A 16,083-nucleotide genomic window follows, 5' to 3' on the forward strand; every position below is an offset into this window, starting at 1 on the left:
ACGGCGCCGCGAGACGAGGGGGGCGGCACCGCACTCCCCGGCCCGCCCACCACGAAAAGAAGGAGGGGCGGCCGCAGCACCCCTCACCCACAACGACCGGACCGAATGCAAGGAACCACCGGTGCCATGAACACCCCCCAGGCCCCCGCGACCGCCGCGACAGGGCCCACGACCCAGCCCAACCCGCACATCCGATCCGTCCTGGCCGCTCCCAAAGGCCGCCGCTTCAACCGTGCCCGCCCCTACGCCCAGATGCGACCGCCCTCTGAACACAGGCCGTCCGCGCTCTTGCGCCTGCCCGCCCACGATCACGACGACCCGCGGCCCCTCCCGCCCTGGCTCGCCCGCCTCCAGAACGAACTCGGTCCCCAGGACCAGGTAGAGCCTCGTGCCGATCGCGTCTCCGTGAGGAGGGCTACTCCACCAGGGCTGCGAGACGCCCGACCTTCTCAAGCCCCTTCCGGTGCGCCCGCGAAGAAGAGGAAGCCCTCTTGGAGACAGCGCCTTCGGCGCTCCCGTCCTCATCTCCCGCAGTACACCTCCATCGAGAGCGCCCGCCAGGCCTGCACGGTCCTGGGGATGCTCGTCACCGCCTATCTCCTAGGCCTCCTGGGGTGAAGGCGCCGGGGAACTCGACGGGCGCATGTCAGCACCGCTCGGTAAGGTGCGGTCGACAAATCGGTTCGGGGGCACCTGGGCCGGGGCGCTCTCAGATGGAGGCGTGGTTGCCGAAGAAGCTGGTCCGGGACCGCATCCCCGAGATCATCGCCGGTGACGGACTCACCCCCGTGATCACGGTCGCCGATCAGGGCGAGTACGAGCACGAGCTGCGAGCGAAGCTCGGCGAGGAGGTCTCCGAGTACTTGGAGGCCGACGAGTCGGCGGACGCCGTCGAAGAACTCGCCGATGTTCTGGAGGTGGTCCATGCCCTCGCACGGTTGCACGGCGTCGACGCCTCGGAGCTGGAACGGGTACGGCGGCAGAAGGCCGCTGACTGCGGAACGTTCGGGCAACGCCTGATCTGGCATGGGAATCGCTGACTCCCGAACCATCTGGCGGGAGCCATCGCCGCCGAGTGCGCTGCGGCATCCGTGGGGCCGCTCCAAAAGAAGCGCGGCCCTCCGTGCATCGATAGTGGTGGAATCGCCACTATCGGTGTCCTGGAGTGGTGAATTCACCACTATCGATCGCCGAGCCCCGGGCAATGACCCCAGTGCGCCGGGGGCGGGGAAGCCCCCCCCGCCCCCGGCGCATGCGGCCGGCTACTCCGGGGCTCCGTCGAGCAGGCGGGGGATGTTCAGGGGGTTCTCGTCCTTCAGGGGCTCAGGGAGCAGGGCGTTCGGGACGCCCTGGTAGGCGACCGGGCGCAGGAAGCGGCGGATCGCCGTCGTCCCCACCGACGTGTGCAGGGACGTCGACGCCGGGTACGGCCCGCCGTGGTGCATCGCGTAGGTCACCGACACCCCCGTCGGCCACCCGTTCCACAGCACCCTCCCGGCGTGCTCGGCCAGCGACGCCAGCAGCCTCGGCGCGATCGCGTCCGACTCCTCCCCCTGCACGGTGGCGGTGAGCTGCCCCTGGAGCCGATCGGCGACCTCCAGCAGCCGCTCCTCGTCCTCGTAGGCCACCACCAGGGACGCCGGGCCGAAGCACTCCTCCAGCAGCCCCTCCGGGTCGGCCAGCAGGGCGTCGACGGTGGTCCGCAGCAGCGACGGCGTCCACCCCTCCGGCCCGTCCCCGCCCTCGACCAGGACCTCGACGTCGTCCCGGTCCCGCAGCCGCTCCAGGCCGGAGGCGAAGCCGGACGCCACCCGGTCGTTCAGCAGCTCCGCCGCCGCGCGCCCCCGGACGTCCGCCACCAGCGGGTCCAGCGGAGCGCCCGCCGGGACCAGCAGCACGCCCGGCTTGGTGCAGAACTGCCCCGCCCCCAGCGTGAACGACCCCCCGTAGCCCTCCAGGATCTCCCCGCCGCGCTCCCGCATCGCCGCCCGGGTGACGAACACCGGGTTCACGCTGCCCAGCTCGCCGTAGAACGGGATCGGGTCGGGCCGCGACGCCGCCAGATCGAACAGCGCCCGCCCGCCCGGGATCGACCCGGTGAAGCCCACCGCCCGCGTCCGCGGGTGCAGCACCGCCCTGCGCCCCGTCTCCTGCCCGTACACCACCGCGAAGGCGCCCTCCGGGGCCCCCGATTCGGCGAGGGCCCCGGCCACGACCTCCCCGGTGCGGCGGGCCAGTCGCGGGTGCCCCGGGTGCGCCTTGACGACGACGGGGCACCCGGCCGCCAGCGCCGACGCGGTGTCGCCGCCGGCCGTGCTGAAAGCGAAGGGGAAGTTGCTCGCGCCGAACACCACCACCGGCCCCACCGGGACCAGCATCCGCCGCACGTCCGGCCGCGGCCCCATGCCCCACTGCCCGTCGGGCCGGTCGACCGTGGCCTCCAGGTAGCGCCCCTCTTCCACGTGGTCGGCGAACAGGCGCAGCTGGAAGGTGGTGCGCCCCAGCTCGTTCCGGCAGCGCGCCTCGGGCAGCCGGCTCTCCTCCATCGCGATGGGCACCAGCTCCTCGGCCGCCTCGTCGAGCGCGTCGGCGGCCGACCGCAGCACCGCGGCGCGGTCGGCCGGGCGCATCGCGGCGAAGTCCGGGGCCGCCGCGGCCGCCGCCTCCATCACCCGGTCGAGCGCGGCCTCGGTGGTGTCCTCGGGGATCCCCGTCATGACTGGTTCCTTCGGGTCGGGTTGCTCTGCTCGTACTGCTCGTGTCCCGCGTTGATCTCGGGGAAGTCGGGGTAATACCGGCCGGTACAAGCCCGGCTTCCCCGAGATCAACGCGGGGAGTCCCGGTTCTGGCCTGCGATCCACGCCCGGTACCAGGCGTAGGAGTCCTTGGGGGTGCGCTCCCCGGTGTCGAAGTCGACGTGCACCAGGCCGAAGCGCTGGGTGTAGCCCTCCGCCCACTCGAAGTTGTCCATGAGCGACCAGGCGAAGTAGCCCCGCACGTCGATCCCGGAGGCGACGGCGTCCGCCAGCGCGCGCAGGTGCCCGTCCATGTAGGAGCAGCGCTCCGCGTCGGCGACGCGCCCCTCGTCGTCGGGGGCGTCGTCGCGGGAGCACCCGTTCTCGGTGATGAAGACCGGAGGGAGCCGGTCGCCGTAGCTCCGGCGCAGTCCGGTGAGGAGGTCGTACAGCCCGCGGGGCACCACCGGCCAGCCGAACGCGGTGGTCGGCGTCCCCGGGTGGCGGTCGGTGTAGGGCGGCAGGGCGAACGGCAGTCCGCCGTCGTCCGGGCCGGGCGCCGCGACCACGGTCGGGTTGTAGTAGTTGACGCCCAGGGCGTCCACCGACCCTTCAATCTCGTCGAGGTCCCCGGGCAGGACCGCCTCCTCCAGAGGGCCCGCGCCTGCCGCCGCATAGGCCCCGAGGTCCGGATAGGCCCCCAACAGGATCGGGTCGAGGAACATGCGGTTGTGCAGGGCGTCGTAGGCGTCGGCCGCCGCCCTGTCCCCCTCGTGCTCGTCCCTCAGCGGCTCCACGGGCGTGAGATTGTCGGTAAGCAGCACCCTGCGGCCGGCCTCCCGCAGCACCGCCGAAGCGCGCGCGTGCGCCAGCAGCTGGTGGTGTCCTGCGGGGAGCGCGCCGGTCATGAGCGCCTTTCCCGGAGCGTGCACACCGAACGCGTACCCCAGTGCCATGTGGATGAACGGCTCGTTGAGGGTGATCCACCGGAGGACGCGGTCGCCGAAGCGGTCCACCGCCACTTGGGCGTAGTCGGCGAACAGGTCCGCGGTCCGACGGGCGAGCCACCCTCCGCGCTCTTCGAGGGGCAGGGGGAGGTCCCAGTGGTACAGCGTGGGGACCGGCTCGATGCCCGCTTCGAGCAGGCCGTCGATGAGCCGGTCGTAGAAGTCCAACCCGGCCGTGCTCACTCGGCCGCGCCCCTCGGGAACGATCCGGGGCCAGGCCATGGAGAAACGGTAAGCGCTTACCCCGAGCCGCCGCAACAACTCCGTGTCCTCGGCCGAGCGGTGGTAGTGGTCGCAGGCGACGGCGCCGGTGGAGCCGTCGGCGATCCGGCCGGGCTCCTCGGCGAAGGCGTCCCAGACCGACCGGCCGCGCTCGTCGGCGCCCCCTTCGACCTGGTGGGAGGAGGTCGCCGCGCCCCACAGGAATCCGGGCGGGAACTCGGGGACCCTCTCGGGGACGCCTGCGCTCACCGGACCACCCCTTCTACCAGCCCCGGGAGGGGGTGACACCCGCCCGGCGGGGCCGGATTCGGCCAATTCACCGTCCCCGCATTCGCAGGGCACGAACCCGGAATATTACGGGAACCATTTGATTCCGGAAAGGCATCATAGAGAGGTGATGACTACTTCCCGCAGTTCCATCGCCGTCGAGCCCGCGCTCGCCAGCGCTCCGCTGCGCCGACGGCCCGCACAGCAGCGGAGCATGGCCCGCGTCCAGCGCATGCTGGACGCCTGCGCCGAACTCCTGGACGAGGGCGGGTACGGCGGACTCTCCACCACGCGCATCGCCGAACGGGCCGGCGTCGCGATCGGCTCGGTCTACCAGTTCTTCCCGGACAAGAGGGCGATCACCCAGGCCCTGGTGCTGCGCTACCTCGACATGTTCAGCTCCCGCGTGGCCGACCGCCTCAAGAACGGGGGGTTCGATCACTGGAGCGAGGCCGTCGATGTCATCATCGACGAGTACCTGGACATGCACCGCACCGTCCCGGGCTTCCGCAGCCTGCACTTCGGCGACATCGTCGACGTCCGCCTGCTCGACACCTCCTCCGACAACAACGGCGTGATCGCCGCGCGCCTGCGCGAGCTGCTCACCACCGTGGCCGGGGCCGAGGAGGGCGAGCACCTGGACCGCGCCGTCACCGTCGCCGTGGAGGCCGCCGACGCGGTGCTCAAGCTGGCCTTCCGCGCCGACCCCGACGGCGACCCGGCGCTCATCGCCGAAGCGAAGCTCATGCTCCGCTGCTACCTGGGCCGGCACTTCGCCTGACATCGAGGAGCCCTCGTTGACGCACACCGAAACCGACGTCGGACCGGCGGCGGGCCCGGCACCGGGTCCGGTGACCGGGACCGCGGCCGGCGTCCCCTTCCTCGCGGTCCCGCCCGCGATCGGCGGCCCCCGCGCGCCGATGGTGCTGGCGCTGCACGCGTTCGAGCCGCCGCGCGGCGAGACGGCCCTGGCCGGGACGCTGCCGATGGCCTCGCTGCCGGCCTGGCGGATGTACCTGGGGCTGCCGCTGTTCGGCGCCCGCCTGCCCGAGGGCGGCGTGGCCGCCGTCAACGACCTGGGACGCGCCGACTACCTGCTGCGGCTGTACGCCCCGGTGGTGGAGCAGGCCTGCGCCGAACTGCACGCGGCCGCCGCCGAGCTGGCCGGGCGGTTCCCGGTGGTCGACGGCCCGGTGGGGCTGATGGGGGTGGGCGCCGGCGGCACGGCGGCCCTGCTGGCGCTGGCCGAGACCGACCTGCCGGTGGCCGCGGCGGGGGTGGTGAACCCGGTGACCGCGCCGCAGCGGGTGATCGCGGCGCGTGAGCGCCGGACCGGCGTCCCCTACGCCTGGAGCGAGCCGGCGCGCGACGCGGCGCTGCGGCTGGACGTGGCCGGGCGCGCCGCCGACATGGCGGNCGGTGCTGGTGGTCAGCGGCGGCCAGGACGAGGTGGTGCCGCCGGACCACGGGCGCGGGCTCTGCTCGGCCCTGGCCCCCTACACCGGCCCCGACCGGGTGCGCCATGCGGTCGTGCCGGACCTGGCGCACACCCTGGGCCCCGAGCCCGGCCTCCAGCCCGGACCTCCCACCCCGGGCGGGGTGCTGGCCGACCGGGCCCTGACCGAGTGGTTCCACCGCCACCTGTCCGAGGGGTAGGCGCCGTCCGGGCAGCCGCGCACGGGGGAACCGTCACGGCCGGGGAGCGGCCGCGCCCTGCCAGACGAAGCCGTCCGGGTCGGTGAAGGCCCCGGCCCCGCTGTGGACCGTGATCCGGTGCGACCCGCCGCCGTCGGCGTCCACGCCGAGGTCCTTGGCGAGGGCCCGGCGCCGGTACAGCGCCAGGGTGAACACGCCGCCCTCCGCGTCGAACTCGGCGTAGGTCCGCCCGAAGCTCCTGGCCACCGGGAAGCCCTGCCCGGCGTAGAACCGCTTGCTCGCGGCCACGTCGGCGACGCCCAGCAGCAGCACGATGTCGTCGACCCGCCGGCTGACAGGGCCGGTGTCCTTCTTCGATGAGCTCGCGACCTTCCAGACCGCACCGTCCGGGGCCCGGACCACGCCTCCGTAGCCCCAGAAGGACTTGGCGGCGGGCTTGAGGACCTCGGCCCCCGCATCGACGGCGGTGCCGAGGAGGCTGTCGACGTCCGCGGGCTGGGACGCCCCGATGGACAGGGTGTACCCGCGAAAGCCCGAGGACGGCTCCTCAGAGAGCTGGACACGGACCTGGCCGCCCTCAAGGCCGAAGGCGTCCTTGTAGAAGCGCTCCGCGGCCGCGGGATCGGCCGCTCCCAGGGTGATGTACTCGATGTTCGCCATGGTCACAACGCTAGGTTCGGGCCCGTGACCGGCGCTTCTCGATTCCTGACCGCTTCGCCCTCCCCTCCCTGAGGCGGGGTCCGCAGCCGACCGCGGGGCCGTCTCCCCCGGTGTTCCGCGCCCCTCAGTGGCCGATGCGTTCGGCCAGCTTCCTGGCCGCGATCAGGACCGGGTCCCACACCGGGGAGAAGGGCGGGGCGTAGCCCAGGTCCATCCCGGCGACGTCCTCCACGTCCATCCCGTTCCAGAGCGCCGTGGCCAGCACGTCCACGCGCTTGCCGGAGTTCTCCCGTCCCACGATCTGTCCGCCCAGCAGGCGGCCGCTGCGGCGCTCGGCGAGGAGCTTGACCGTCATCCACGTGGCCCCCGGGTAGTAGCCCGCGCGGGTCGTGGACTCCATGGTCACCTTCTCGAACGCGAACCCCGCCGCCTCGGCCTCGGCCTCGTTCAGGCCCGTGCGGGCCACCTCCAGGTCGCACACCTTCGTGATGGCGGTCCCCAGAACGCCCTCGAAGCGCGCATAGCCGCCGCCGATGTTGATGCCCGCCACACGCCCCTGCTTGTTGGCGTGCGTCCCGAGGGCGATCGCCACCGGCCTCCTGCTGATCCGGTGGAAGCTCTCCACGCAGTCCCCCGCGGCCCACACCCCTTCGTGCGAGGTGCGCATCCTGGCGTCCACGACGATGCCGCCCGTAGGGCCGATCTCCAGTCCGGCCTCCCGGGCGAGGTCGCTGCCGGGACGCACGCCCAGCCCCAGGACGACGATGTCGGCGGGGTAGGTCTTCTCCGGCGTCACGACCGCCGTGACCCGGCCNGAGGGCTTCTCCGGCGTCACGACCGCCGTGACCCGGCCTTCCTCGGCCTCGATGGCGCTCGCCCGCTCCCCGGTGCGCACGTCGATGCCCATCTCCGCCATCGCACCGTGCACCAGTGCGCCCATGTCGGGGTCGAGGGGGGACATCGGCTCGGCGCCCGACGTGATGACCGTCACCTCGAGCCCCCGCATGGCGAACGCCTCGGCCATCTCCAGGCCGATGTACCCGCCTCCTACGACCACCGCGCGCTTGGGCCGCCGCTCCTCCAGGTAGGCCGTGACCGCGATGCCGTCGTCCAGGGTCTGCACCCCGAACACGCCCTCGGTCTCGTCCCCGGGCAGGCCAGGGCGTACGGGGACGGCCCCGGTGGCCACCATCAGGTGGTCGAACGGCTCGGTGTACGCGCGGCCGTCCGGGCCGACCGCCTCGGCCGTGCGCCGGTCCAGGTCCAGCGCGCGCACCTCGGTTCCGGTCCGTACGTCGATCGCCTGGTCCCGCCGGAAAGTCGCGGGGTCCCGGGCCACCAGGTCCTCGGGACCGGCTACGGTTTTCCCGACCAGGTAGGGGATGCCGCATGCGGAATAGGACGTGTGGGCGCCGCGCTCGAAGGCGATGACCTCCAGGCCGTCGGGACCGATCCGGCGGCGTGCCTGCGAGGCCGCGCTCATGCCCGCCGCGTCGCCTCCGACGACGAGGAGTCGTGTCCGTGCGTTCACCCGTCGCTCCATGCCGGCTCCCCCCGTGGTCTCCGCTACGTCAGCCCGCGCCCGTTCCATGGGACCATCCCGAGCGGCGCCGGGCGTCCGAGGCTATCCCCCGAGTCCATCCGACATCATCGAGGAGGGCGACTTACGTGACGGAACCGGCACCGGTGTTCGCCGGCGGGGTCGACCACGAACGGCTCACGTCCCAGCTCCGGTTCTTCCTGGAGACGGACAAGCTCAAGCGCATTCTGCGGCGGAACATGCTGGTCGACGGCTCCCGGAGGGAGAACGACGCCGAGCACTCCTGGCACCTGGCGCTCGCCGCCCGCGTGTTCGCCGAGTACGCGCCCGAGGGGGCCGACATCGACCGCGTCGTGGAGATGCTGGTGCTGCACGACATCGTGGAGATCGACGCCGGCGACACCTTCATCTTCGCCCCCGAGGAGCAGAGCACCCAGGCCGAGCGCGAGCGGGCCGCGGCCGACCGCATCTTCGCGCTGCTGCCCGAGGACCAGGCGCGGCACACCCGCGCCCTGTGGGACGAGTTCGAGGCCCGGCGCACCCCCGACGCCCGGTTCGCCAAGGCGATCGACCGCCTGGCGCCGATGCTGGCGAACTGGCACACCGAGGGCGGGACGTGGGTGCGCTACGGCGTGACGCGCGCTCAGGTGGCCGAGAAGGTCAAGATCATCGCCGAGGGGTCGGAGGCGCTGGGCTCCTACGCCTCGGCGCTGATCGACGACGCCGACCGGCGGGGGTACTTCTCCCGCGGGTGAGGCCCGGCCGGGGGAGGCGGGACCGCCGCCTCCCCCGGTCCGCCCCTACCAGTCGACCAGCAGCTGCACGGCGGCGCTGAGCCCCACCGCCACGATCAGTCCGCGCAGCGCCACCGGCTTGAGGCGCCGCCCCAGGCTGGCCCCGGCGTACCCTCCCAGGACCGACCCCAAGGCGATGAGCGCCACCGCCTCCCAGGCGGGCGAGGCGAAGACCATGTAGAACACCGCGGCGGTGGCGTTGACGGTGAAGGCCAGGCAGTTCTTCAGCGCGTTGAGCCGCTGGACGTCGTCGTCGATGGCCGTACCGAGCAGGCTCATCAGCACGATGCCCTGGGCGGCGGCGAAGTATCCGGCGTAGACGCCGGCGCCGAGCACGCCGAAGGGCAGCAGCCGGCCGCCGTCGGGCCGGGCGGGGCGGCGCGCACGGGCCCAGGCCGAGATCCGCGGCTGCAGGATGATCAGCAGGCAGGCCGCGCCGATGAGCACCGGCACGATCCGCTCGAACACCTCGGACGGAAGGTTGATCAGCAGCACGCCGCCGCCGAGCGCCCCGAGCAGGGACATCACGCCCAGGCGGAGCACCCTGCCGCGCTGGCCGACCAGCTCCCTGCGGTACCCGTAGGCGCCGCTGAGCGAACCGGGGGCCAGCCCGATCGTGTTGGAGACGGTCGCGGTGATCGGGGGGTAGCCGAGCGCGAGGAGCACCGGGAAGGTGAAGAGCGTCCCGGAGCCCACGACCGCGTTGACGGCACCCGCGCCGAACCCCGCCGCCAGGATGGCGAGGGCTTCCCAGACGTCCATCGGTGACCTTCGTTCGGGTGCGGTGCGCGCCCGCACCATCGCATGCGGACTGCATACAATCTACACACTGTGACCGCCGACCCGCCGCCCACCCCCCGCATCCGCCGCCGACGCGGGCGCCCGAAACCCCTCTCACCTGGAGTGACCTCGCTCACTCCCGGGCGACCCACCCCACGGAGGGGGTTGCGGACCGTCACAATGTGCCGACCCGAGGTGACTCATCGGTGATCTGGCTATGACCCACACGGACTATTTCAGAAATGGGCCGAATGGGGCCTGTCGGTTCCCCGCCACGGTCCGTAGTTTCGACCTCAGCGGTGAGGAGGGGCACCGCGCGCCGAAAAGGGCCCGATCCCCGGGAGGGGCCGGTGTGCACACCGGTCCGGGGTTCGCACGCCCTGTCGGCCCGTCCGCCCTTTCCCCGCGTCGCCGGCGCCGCGCCCGCCGGTGTGACCGCACGACACATGTCTGATCTTGGGAGTGGGGCAACATGTGGACCGCTGATCTCAGTCTGCAGGCGAACTGCCGCGATACCGACCCCGACGCCCTGTTCGTCCAGGGCGCCGCCCAGAACCGCGCCAAGCTCATCTGCCGGGGCTGCCCGGTGCGCACCGAATGCCTGGCCGAAGCGCTCGACAACCGGGTCGAGTACGGCGTCTGGGGCGGCATGACCGAACGCGAGCGCCGCGCGCTGCTGCGCCGCCGACCGGACGTCTCGTCCTGGTGGGACCTGCTCGACAGCGCCCGCCGCCGCTACGAGCGCTCCGAGGCGGGCGCGAGGTGACCCGCACCCCCTGACGGGACCTCGGCGGCGGGGGACCGCCTCCCGGGGACCGCGAACACGCACGGAACGAACACGGAACCGACGAGCACGAGGGAGCCGCCGACCCCCCTGGCCGGCGGCGCACCTTGTCTCCCCCCGCGCGGGCCGACGGCCCGCGCCCCAGGGGTCATCCGCCTCTGCGGCCCTCCGCGCCCGGGTCCGCGCCGCCCTCGGGGCGGAGCCGTCCGAACGCGTCCCCGATGCCCTCCATCGCCTTGGAGATCTCCGAGGGAACGATCCACACCTTGTTGGCGTCGCCCTGGGCGATCTCCGGGAGCTTCTGCAGGTAGCTGTAGGCGAGCATGTCCTTGTCGACCTCGCCGGTGCGCAGCGCCTTGAACACCATCTGGATGGCGTCGGCCTCACCGCGCGCCCGCAGGGTCCGCGAATCGGACTCGGCCTTGGCGTTGATCATCTCGGCCTCGGCATCCCCCTTCGCCTTGAGCACCGCGGCCGACTGCTCCCCCTCGGCCCGCAGGATCGCCGACTGCTTCAGGCCCTCCGCGGTGAGGATCTCGGCCCGCTTGTCGCGGTCGGCGCGCATCTGCTTCTCCATCGCCTCCTGCACCGACTCCGGCGGCTCGATGGCCTTCAGCTCCACGCGGCTGACCTCGATCCCCCACTCCTCGGTGGCCTCGTCCAGCACCGAGCGCAGCTCGCGGTTGATCTGGTCCCGGGAGGTCAGGGTCTGCTCCAGGTCCATGCCGCCGATCACGTTGCGCAGCGTCGCCGAGGCCAGCTGCTCGACCGCCTGGATGAAGTTGGCGACCTTGTAGGTGGCGTTGTAGGGGTTGGTCACCTTGACGTAGACGGCGGTGTCCACGTTCACCGACAGGTTGTCGTGGGTGATGGCCGCCTGCGGCGGGAAGCTGACCACCTGGATGCGCATGTCGATGCGCTCGCGGATGTGGTCGACGAACGGGATGACGATGTTGAATCCCGACGTCAGGTCCCGGTGGTGGCGGCCGAACCGCTCGACCACGTAGACCACCGATTGCGGGACGATGCAGACGCTGCGCCATCCGATGACGAGCAGGATCGCCACGAAGACCAGGAGGATGAGGACAATGGCAAGCATCGGGGGCGGCTCCGGCTCTCCTCTGCGGGGCGGTCGGGGGGCTTCGCCGCGATCATAAATCCCGACCTGTGCCGCTGCTTTGCGAAGAAGGACGATCACCAGCGCACAAACACGCCCGACCTGGCCGTATGCGGACAGGACGGGCGCACGGAATTCCTCGGCCGATCCATTGCGGCCGACCGGATGGGGCGATTGACCACGAACCGCATTCGGCACCGCCGTTCCCGGCGGCCCCCGGCCCCTCACACGGCCCGGGCGCTCCACCGGTCCCCGTCGCGCTCCACCTTCAGCGGCAGCCCGAAGGTCTCACCGAGGGTGTCGGCGGTCATGACCTCCTCCAGCGGCCCGGAGTCCACGATGCGCCCCTCGCGCAGCAGCAGCCCGTGGGTGAACCCCGGGGGGATCTCCTCGACGTGGTGCGAGACCACCGCCAGGGCGGGCGCCTCCAGGCTGTCGGCCAGGCGGGTCAGGCGGCGCAGCAGGTCCTCCCGGCCGCCCAGGTCCAGCCCGGCCGCGGGCTCGTCCAGGAGGAGCAGCTCGGGGTCGGCCATCAGCGAGCGGGCGATCAGCACCCGTTTGCGCTCCCCCTCCGACAGGGTGCCGAAGCGGCGGCCCTCCAGCTCCAGCACGCCCCACTGGGACAGCAGCGCGCGGGCCCGCCCGAAGTCGGGGGTCTGGTACTCCTCGCCGAACCGGCCCAGCAGCCCGTAGGCGGCGCTGATCACCAGGTCGAGCACGACGGAGGCGTCCGGGGTCCGGTTGGCCACCGACGAGCCGGCATAGCCCACCATCGAGCGCAGCTCGGCGGCGTCGGCCTCCTCCACCGGCTCGCCCAGCACCCGCACGCGCCCCTCGGTGGCCCGCTGCTCGGCGGCGGCCAGCGCCAGCAGCGTCGTCTTGCCCGCCCCGTTGGGGCCCAGGACGACCCAGCGCTCGTCCTCCTCGACCGTCCAGTCGACACCGGTCAGCAGGTCGGCGCCGTCCCGGCGCACCCCCGCCCCGATCATCCGCAGCACCTGGCCGTCCATTGCTCTCCTCAGTCCTGTGCACCGTGCGCTCGGACCCCGCGCCGCCCCGGTCAGGGTCGGCCGGGGCCGCCTCTCAGGGGAACCCCAGGGTCGGTTCCGGATCCCCCGTCGGCCCCCCACGGACGATACTCGTGGTCATGAACGACGACGCCGCCCCCGCGACCGCTCCCACGCTGCGCGCCTCGGACGCCGACCGCGAGTACACCGCCCGGCTCCTGGGGGAGGCCCTGGGCGACGGCCGCCTGGACCACGACGAGTACACCGAGCGCCTGGACACCGCCTTCGGCGCCAGGACCATGGGCGAGCTCACCGCGCTGACCGCGGACCTGCCCGCGGCCGGCGGCCCGGTGTCCGCGCCGTCCGTGCGGCCCGGGCCGTCCGGGCCCGACCCGTCGGCCTCCGTCGGCTCGGAGAACATCGTGGCGCTGCTGGCCTCGGCCGAGCGCAAGGGCCGCTGGCTGGTGGAGCCCCGCACCAACGCCTCGACCGTGCTCGGCAGCATCGAGCTGGACATGCGCGAGGCGGTGATGGCCGGCCCCCGGGTGGTGCTGCAGTGCGCCGTCCTGCTCGGCAGCGTCGAGCTGGTCGTCCCGCCGGGGGTACGGGTGGAGAACAGGGCCAACACCGTCCTGGGCTCGGTGGAGCTCGACGGGGCCGCCCCCGCGGCGCCCGGCGCGCCGACGGTGGTCGTGACCGGGCTGGTGTTCCTGGGCTCGGTCTCGGTCACGACGCGGGCCGTCGGCGGGCACTCCTGAACGGGGCGGGGACCGGCATGGCATATTCGACGGACGCACCGCAGACGCAGGGGAGGGCCGCGGCCATGGAGCCGGAGAAGATGCGCGCCTCGGACGCCGACCGCGAGCAGGTGGCCGAGCGGCTCCGCGAGGGGCTGGCCGAGGGGCGCCTGGACCAGGCCGAGCACTCCGAGCGGCTGGACGCCCTCTACCGGGCCAAGACCGTGGGCGAGCTGGCCGAGGTCACCCGGGACCTGCCGCTGCCGAGCGCGGAGGGGGGCCGGGCGCCCGACTACTCCTCGCCCGAGGCCCAGCGGCTGCTCTCGCAGAGCCAGGGCCGGGAGAACATCGTGGCGGTGTTCGGCGGGGCCGAGCGCAAGGGCCGCTGGCTGGTGGAGCCCCGCACCAACGTCTCGGCGATGTTCGGCGGGATCGAGCTGGACTTCCGGGAGGCGGTACTGGCCCGCCGCGAGATCACCGTGCAGTGCGCGGTGCTCTTCGGCGGCCTGGAGATCACCGTCCCGCACGGCGTCCGTGTGGTGAACACCACCACGGCGATCTTCGGGGGGACCTCGCTCAACGGCACCGACGCGGTGACCGACCCCAACGCCCCGGTGATCCGCCTCACGGGCACCTGCATGTTCGGCGGGATCGAGGTCAAGGCCAAGAAGCCGAAGCGCAAGAAGAACGCCTAGGACCGCCCGGGACAGAACCCCTGGCAGGGCGACGCCCCGGTGGACGCCGGGTGAACTCGTGATTCAACCTCACCGCCCTGCCATCAACGCCCAAGAGCAGGGCGAGTACCGTTGTTCACGCGATGAACGAGCATTCCACTCTCCTGGTAACGGTGACCGGGCACGACCGCCCCGGTGTGAGCGCACGACTCCTGTCCACCCTCTCCGTTTTCCCGGTGACCCTCGTCGACCTGGAGCAGGTCGTGATCGGGGGCCGGCTCGTCCTGGGCGCCCTCCTCGCCGTCGACGAGGGCGTCGCCCCCGGCGTCAGCGGGGACCGCGTCTTCGACGAGGTCCGCAGCGCCGTCGAGAAGACCTCCATCGATCTGGAGATGGAGGCCGAGTTCACGCCCGGCAACGGCCGGGTGACCGTGTCCGCCGACGACCGCCTGCACATGACCGTCCTGGCCGACCCGCTGCGCCCCGGGGCGCTGGGGGCGATCGCCTCCTGCATCGCCCGCGCGGGGGCCAACATCGAGCGCATCGAGCGCCTGGCGAGCTACCCGGTCACCTCCATCGAGCTGGAGGTCTCGGGGGCCGACCCGGAGACGCTCCGCGGCGACCTGGCGATGGAGGCCGCCACCCAGCAGATCGACGTGGCCCTGCAGCCGTCCGGGCTGCACCGGCGCGCCAAGCACCTGATCGTGATGGACGTCGACTCCACCCTGATCCAGGGCGAGGTCATCGAGCTGCTCGCCGAGCACGCGGGCTGCGCCGAGGAGGTCGCCCGCGTCACCGAGGAGGCGATGCGCGGTGAGCTCGACTTCGAGGAGTCGCTGCGGCGCCGGGTGGCGCTGCTCAAGGGGCTGGACGCCACCGCCCTGGACGCGGTGCGCGAGCGCCTGGTCCTGACCGCCGGGGCCCGCACGCTGGTGCGCACCCTCAAGCGCCTGGGCTATGAGTTCGCCATCGTCAGCGGCGGGTTCACACAGATCACCGACGCCCTGGTGGACCGGCTCGGGCTGGACTACTCGGCCGCCAACACGCTGGAGGTCGTCGACGGCAAGCTCACCGGCGGCCTGGTCGGTCCGGTGATCGACCGGCGGGGCAAGGCCGAGGCGCTGCGCGGGTTCGCCGCCGAGGCCGGGGTGCCGCTGTCGCGGACGGTGGCCATCGGCGACGGCGCCAACGACCTGGACATGCTGCGCACCGCCGGGCTGGGCGTGGCCTTCAACGCCAAGCCGGTGGTGCGCGAGCAGGCCGACACCTCGGTGAGCGTCCCCTACCTGGACACCATCCTGTTCCTGCTGGGCATCTCCCGCGAGGAGGTGGAGGCGGCCGACCGGCAGGGCGGCGCCCCGGAGTCCGCCGACGCCCGGTAGCCGGCCGCCCGCCCACGACGGTGATTCGCCGACGGGGCCGCCCGCACCGCCCCGGACGGGGCGCGACGGGCGGCCCCGTCGGCGTATCTCAGGCCTCCCGGGCGAGGGGCGTGCGGACGTCGGCGCGGTGGGCGGTGAAGACCTCGACGCGGACGCCGTCGGAGATCTCCGTCCGGCCGGTGGTCTCGAACTCGAAGGACGCGTCTCCGCGCCGGTAGCGGTAGCTGCCCTTGGGAGCGGCGACCCGGGTCACGGTGCCGTCGAGATCGCGGATGGGCGCGAACTCCTCGCGTTCGGGGACGACGAGGCGGATGGCCTTCATGGCCGGCTGCAGTGTCGGCATCGTCTCCTCTTTTCTCACCGGGTGCCCGCTTTTCCGAGGGCGAGGTGATTTTTTCCCGGAAACGGAACCGTAAACATTGGAGCAAAGAGGACGTGCCTCCGGTTTGAGCAGCCTCTTTTCCGGGAATCAATTCCTGTTGTGCCCGTGACATCGGGTCAGTTCTCGTAGTCGAGCAGGTCCCCCGGGCGGCATCCCAGCTCACGGCAGAGGGCCGAGAGCGTGGAGAAGCGGACGGCCTTGGCGCGGCCGTTCTTCAGCACCGACAGGTTGACCGGTGTCACCCCCACCCGTTCCGCCAGCTCGGTCACCGTCATGCCGCGCTCCTCCAGCAGCCGGTCGAGGTGGACGGTGATCCGCCCGGGTTCCTCCGGCGGCACC

16 protein-coding genes and 1 pseudogene are annotated in these 16,083 nt (G+C 72.6%); 8 read left to right on the forward strand and 9 right to left on the reverse strand.

The window, feature by feature from the left end; translation table 11 throughout:
- Nucleotides 1-725 precede the first annotated feature (725 nt).
- A complete protein-coding gene (locus tag D450_RS0116600) occupies nt 726-1,040 on the forward strand; it encodes a nucleoside triphosphate pyrophosphohydrolase (protein ID WP_239647270.1) in 315 nt (104 codons plus the stop codon).
- Nucleotides 1,041-1,262: 222 nt separating this feature from the next.
- Here the strand turns inward: D450_RS0116600 and D450_RS0116605 are convergent, their stop codons facing one another.
- Together D450_RS0116605 and D450_RS0116610 are read right to left on the reverse strand one after the other, a co-directional pair.
- Nucleotides 1,263-2,861, reverse strand: coding sequence for an aldehyde dehydrogenase (NADP(+)) (locus D450_RS0116605; RefSeq protein WP_275041896.1), 1,599 nt, complete (start codon nt 2,859-2,861; stop codon nt 1,263-1,265).
- Nucleotides 2,825-4,213: a GH1 family beta-glucosidase gene (locus D450_RS0116610; protein WP_017539785.1), complete on the reverse strand. Its 1,389-nt coding sequence runs from the start codon at nt 4,211-4,213 to the stop codon at nt 2,825-2,827. The genes D450_RS0116605 and D450_RS0116610 overlap by 37 nt, the downstream gene beginning before the upstream one ends.
- A 232-nt stretch (nt 4,214-4,445) precedes the next feature.
- On the opposite strand from D450_RS0116610, the gene D450_RS0116615 reads away from it, so the two are divergent.
- Entirely contained in the window at nt 4,446-5,012 is a 567-nt protein-coding gene (locus tag D450_RS0116615; RefSeq protein WP_017539786.1) for a TetR/AcrR family transcriptional regulator, read from the forward strand.
- A 16-nt stretch (nt 5,013-5,028) separates the two neighbouring features.
- Nucleotides 5,029-5,887: pseudogene (locus D450_RS30435) on the forward strand (alpha/beta hydrolase family protein).
- Between the two features lie 33 nt (nt 5,888-5,920).
- Here D450_RS30435 and D450_RS0116625 read toward each other — a convergent pair.
- Together D450_RS0116625 and D450_RS0116630 are read right to left on the reverse strand one after the other, a co-directional pair.
- Nucleotides 5,921-6,553, reverse strand: coding sequence for a VOC family protein (locus D450_RS0116625; RefSeq protein ID WP_017539788.1), 633 nt, complete (start codon nt 6,551-6,553; stop codon nt 5,921-5,923).
- 118 nt (nt 6,554-6,671) lie between these two features.
- On the reverse strand, nt 6,672-8,138 hold the full coding sequence (locus tag D450_RS0116630; RefSeq protein WP_449289469.1) for an FAD-dependent oxidoreductase: 1,467 nt from the start codon (nt 8,136-8,138) through the stop codon (nt 6,672-6,674).
- A 77-nt stretch (nt 8,139-8,215) separates the two neighbouring features.
- Between D450_RS0116630 and D450_RS0116635 the strand changes: the two genes are divergently transcribed.
- Complete coding sequence (locus tag D450_RS0116635) at nt 8,216-8,842, forward strand: HD domain-containing protein (RefSeq protein WP_026124152.1); 627 nt, start codon at nt 8,216-8,218, stop codon at nt 8,840-8,842.
- 45 nt (nt 8,843-8,887) lie between these two features.
- Here the strand turns inward: D450_RS0116635 and D450_RS0116640 are convergent, their stop codons facing one another.
- The gene (locus D450_RS0116640) at nt 8,888-9,643 is read right to left on the reverse strand and encodes a sulfite exporter TauE/SafE family protein (protein ID WP_017539791.1); all 756 of its coding nucleotides are present in this window, start codon (nt 9,641-9,643) and stop codon (nt 8,888-8,890) included.
- 490 nt (nt 9,644-10,133) lie between these two features.
- Between D450_RS0116640 and D450_RS0116645 the strand changes: the two genes are divergently transcribed.
- Nucleotides 10,134-10,427 (forward strand): WhiB family transcriptional regulator, encoded by a 294-nt coding sequence (locus D450_RS0116645; RefSeq protein WP_017539792.1) that lies wholly within the window; start codon nt 10,134-10,136, stop codon nt 10,425-10,427.
- A gap of 166 nt (nt 10,428-10,593) precedes the next feature.
- Here D450_RS0116645 and D450_RS0116650 read toward each other — a convergent pair whose 3' ends face one another.
- Entirely contained in the window at nt 10,594-11,544 is a 951-nt protein-coding gene (locus D450_RS0116650; RefSeq protein WP_017539793.1) for an SPFH domain-containing protein, read from the reverse strand.
- Between the two features lie 242 nt (nt 11,545-11,786).
- The gene (locus D450_RS0116655; RefSeq protein WP_017539794.1) at nt 11,787-12,572 is read right to left on the reverse strand and encodes an ABC transporter ATP-binding protein; all 786 of its coding nucleotides are present in this window, start codon (nt 12,570-12,572) and stop codon (nt 11,787-11,789) included.
- 137 nt (nt 12,573-12,709) lie between these two features.
- On the opposite strand from D450_RS0116655, the gene D450_RS0116660 reads away from it, so the two are divergent.
- The 3 genes from D450_RS0116660 to serB all read left to right on the forward strand — a co-directional run bounded on the left by D450_RS0116660 (nt 12,710) and on the right by serB (nt 15,362).
- Nucleotides 12,710-13,327 (forward strand): DUF1707 SHOCT-like domain-containing protein, encoded by a 618-nt coding sequence (locus tag D450_RS0116660; protein ID WP_017539795.1) that lies wholly within the window; start codon nt 12,710-12,712, stop codon nt 13,325-13,327.
- A 65-nt stretch (nt 13,328-13,392) separates the two neighbouring features.
- Entirely contained in the window at nt 13,393-14,001 is a 609-nt protein-coding gene (locus D450_RS0116665) for a DUF1707 SHOCT-like domain-containing protein (protein WP_017539796.1), read from the forward strand.
- A 122-nt stretch (nt 14,002-14,123) separates the two neighbouring features.
- Nucleotides 14,124-15,362, forward strand: coding sequence for a phosphoserine phosphatase SerB (gene serB, locus D450_RS0116670; RefSeq protein WP_039820599.1), 1,239 nt, complete (start codon nt 14,124-14,126; stop codon nt 15,360-15,362).
- An 88-nt stretch (nt 15,363-15,450) separates the two neighbouring features.
- On the opposite strand, the gene D450_RS0116675 is transcribed toward serB, so the two are convergent.
- Both D450_RS0116675 and D450_RS0116680 read right to left on the reverse strand, forming a co-directional pair.
- Nucleotides 15,451-15,705 carry a hypothetical protein gene (locus D450_RS0116675; protein ID WP_017539798.1) on the reverse strand — a complete coding sequence of 85 codons (255 nt, stop codon included), beginning with the start codon at nt 15,703-15,705 and terminating at the stop codon, nt 15,451-15,453.
- A 155-nt stretch (nt 15,706-15,860) separates the two neighbouring features.
- Nucleotides 15,861-16,082, reverse strand: coding sequence for a helix-turn-helix domain-containing protein (locus D450_RS0116680; RefSeq protein ID WP_017539799.1), 222 nt, complete (start codon nt 16,080-16,082; stop codon nt 15,861-15,863).
- Nucleotide 16,083 lies beyond the last annotated feature (1 nt).

The sequence above is a fragment of the Nocardiopsis halophila DSM 44494 genome (assembly GCF_000341245.1).
GTDB lineage: Bacteria > Actinomycetota > Actinomycetes > Streptosporangiales > Streptosporangiaceae > Nocardiopsis_A > Nocardiopsis_A halophila.

What these genes read in the sequence shown, in the direction of transcription:
- D450_RS0116655 (WP_017539794.1), bottom strand. Translation starts at nt 12,572, where the DNA reads ATGGACGGCCAGGTGCTGCGGATGATCGGGGCGGGGGTGCGCCGGGAC.
- D450_RS0116640 (WP_017539791.1), bottom strand. Translation starts at nt 9,643, where the DNA reads ATGGACGTCTGGGAAGCCCTCGCCATCCTGGCGGCGGGGTTCGGCGCG.
- D450_RS0116660 (WP_017539795.1), top strand. Translation starts at nt 12,710, where the DNA reads ATGAACGACGACGCCGCCCCCGCGACCGCTCCCACGCTGCGCGCCTCG.
- D450_RS0116615 (WP_017539786.1), top strand. Translation starts at nt 4,446, where the DNA reads ATGGCCCGCGTCCAGCGCATGCTGGACGCCTGCGCCGAACTCCTGGAC.
- D450_RS0116675 (WP_017539798.1), bottom strand. Translation starts at nt 15,705, where the DNA reads ATGCCGACACTGCAGCCGGCCATGAAGGCCATCCGCCTCGTCGTCCCC.
- D450_RS0116645 (WP_017539792.1), top strand. Translation starts at nt 10,134, where the DNA reads ATGTGGACCGCTGATCTCAGTCTGCAGGCGAACTGCCGCGATACCGAC.
- serB (WP_039820599.1), top strand. Translation starts at nt 14,124, where the DNA reads ATGAACGAGCATTCCACTCTCCTGGTAACGGTGACCGGGCACGACCGC.
- D450_RS0116665 (WP_017539796.1), top strand. Translation starts at nt 13,393, where the DNA reads ATGGAGCCGGAGAAGATGCGCGCCTCGGACGCCGACCGCGAGCAGGTG.
- D450_RS0116650 (WP_017539793.1), bottom strand. Translation starts at nt 11,544, where the DNA reads ATGCTTGCCATTGTCCTCATCCTCCTGGTCTTCGTGGCGATCCTGCTC.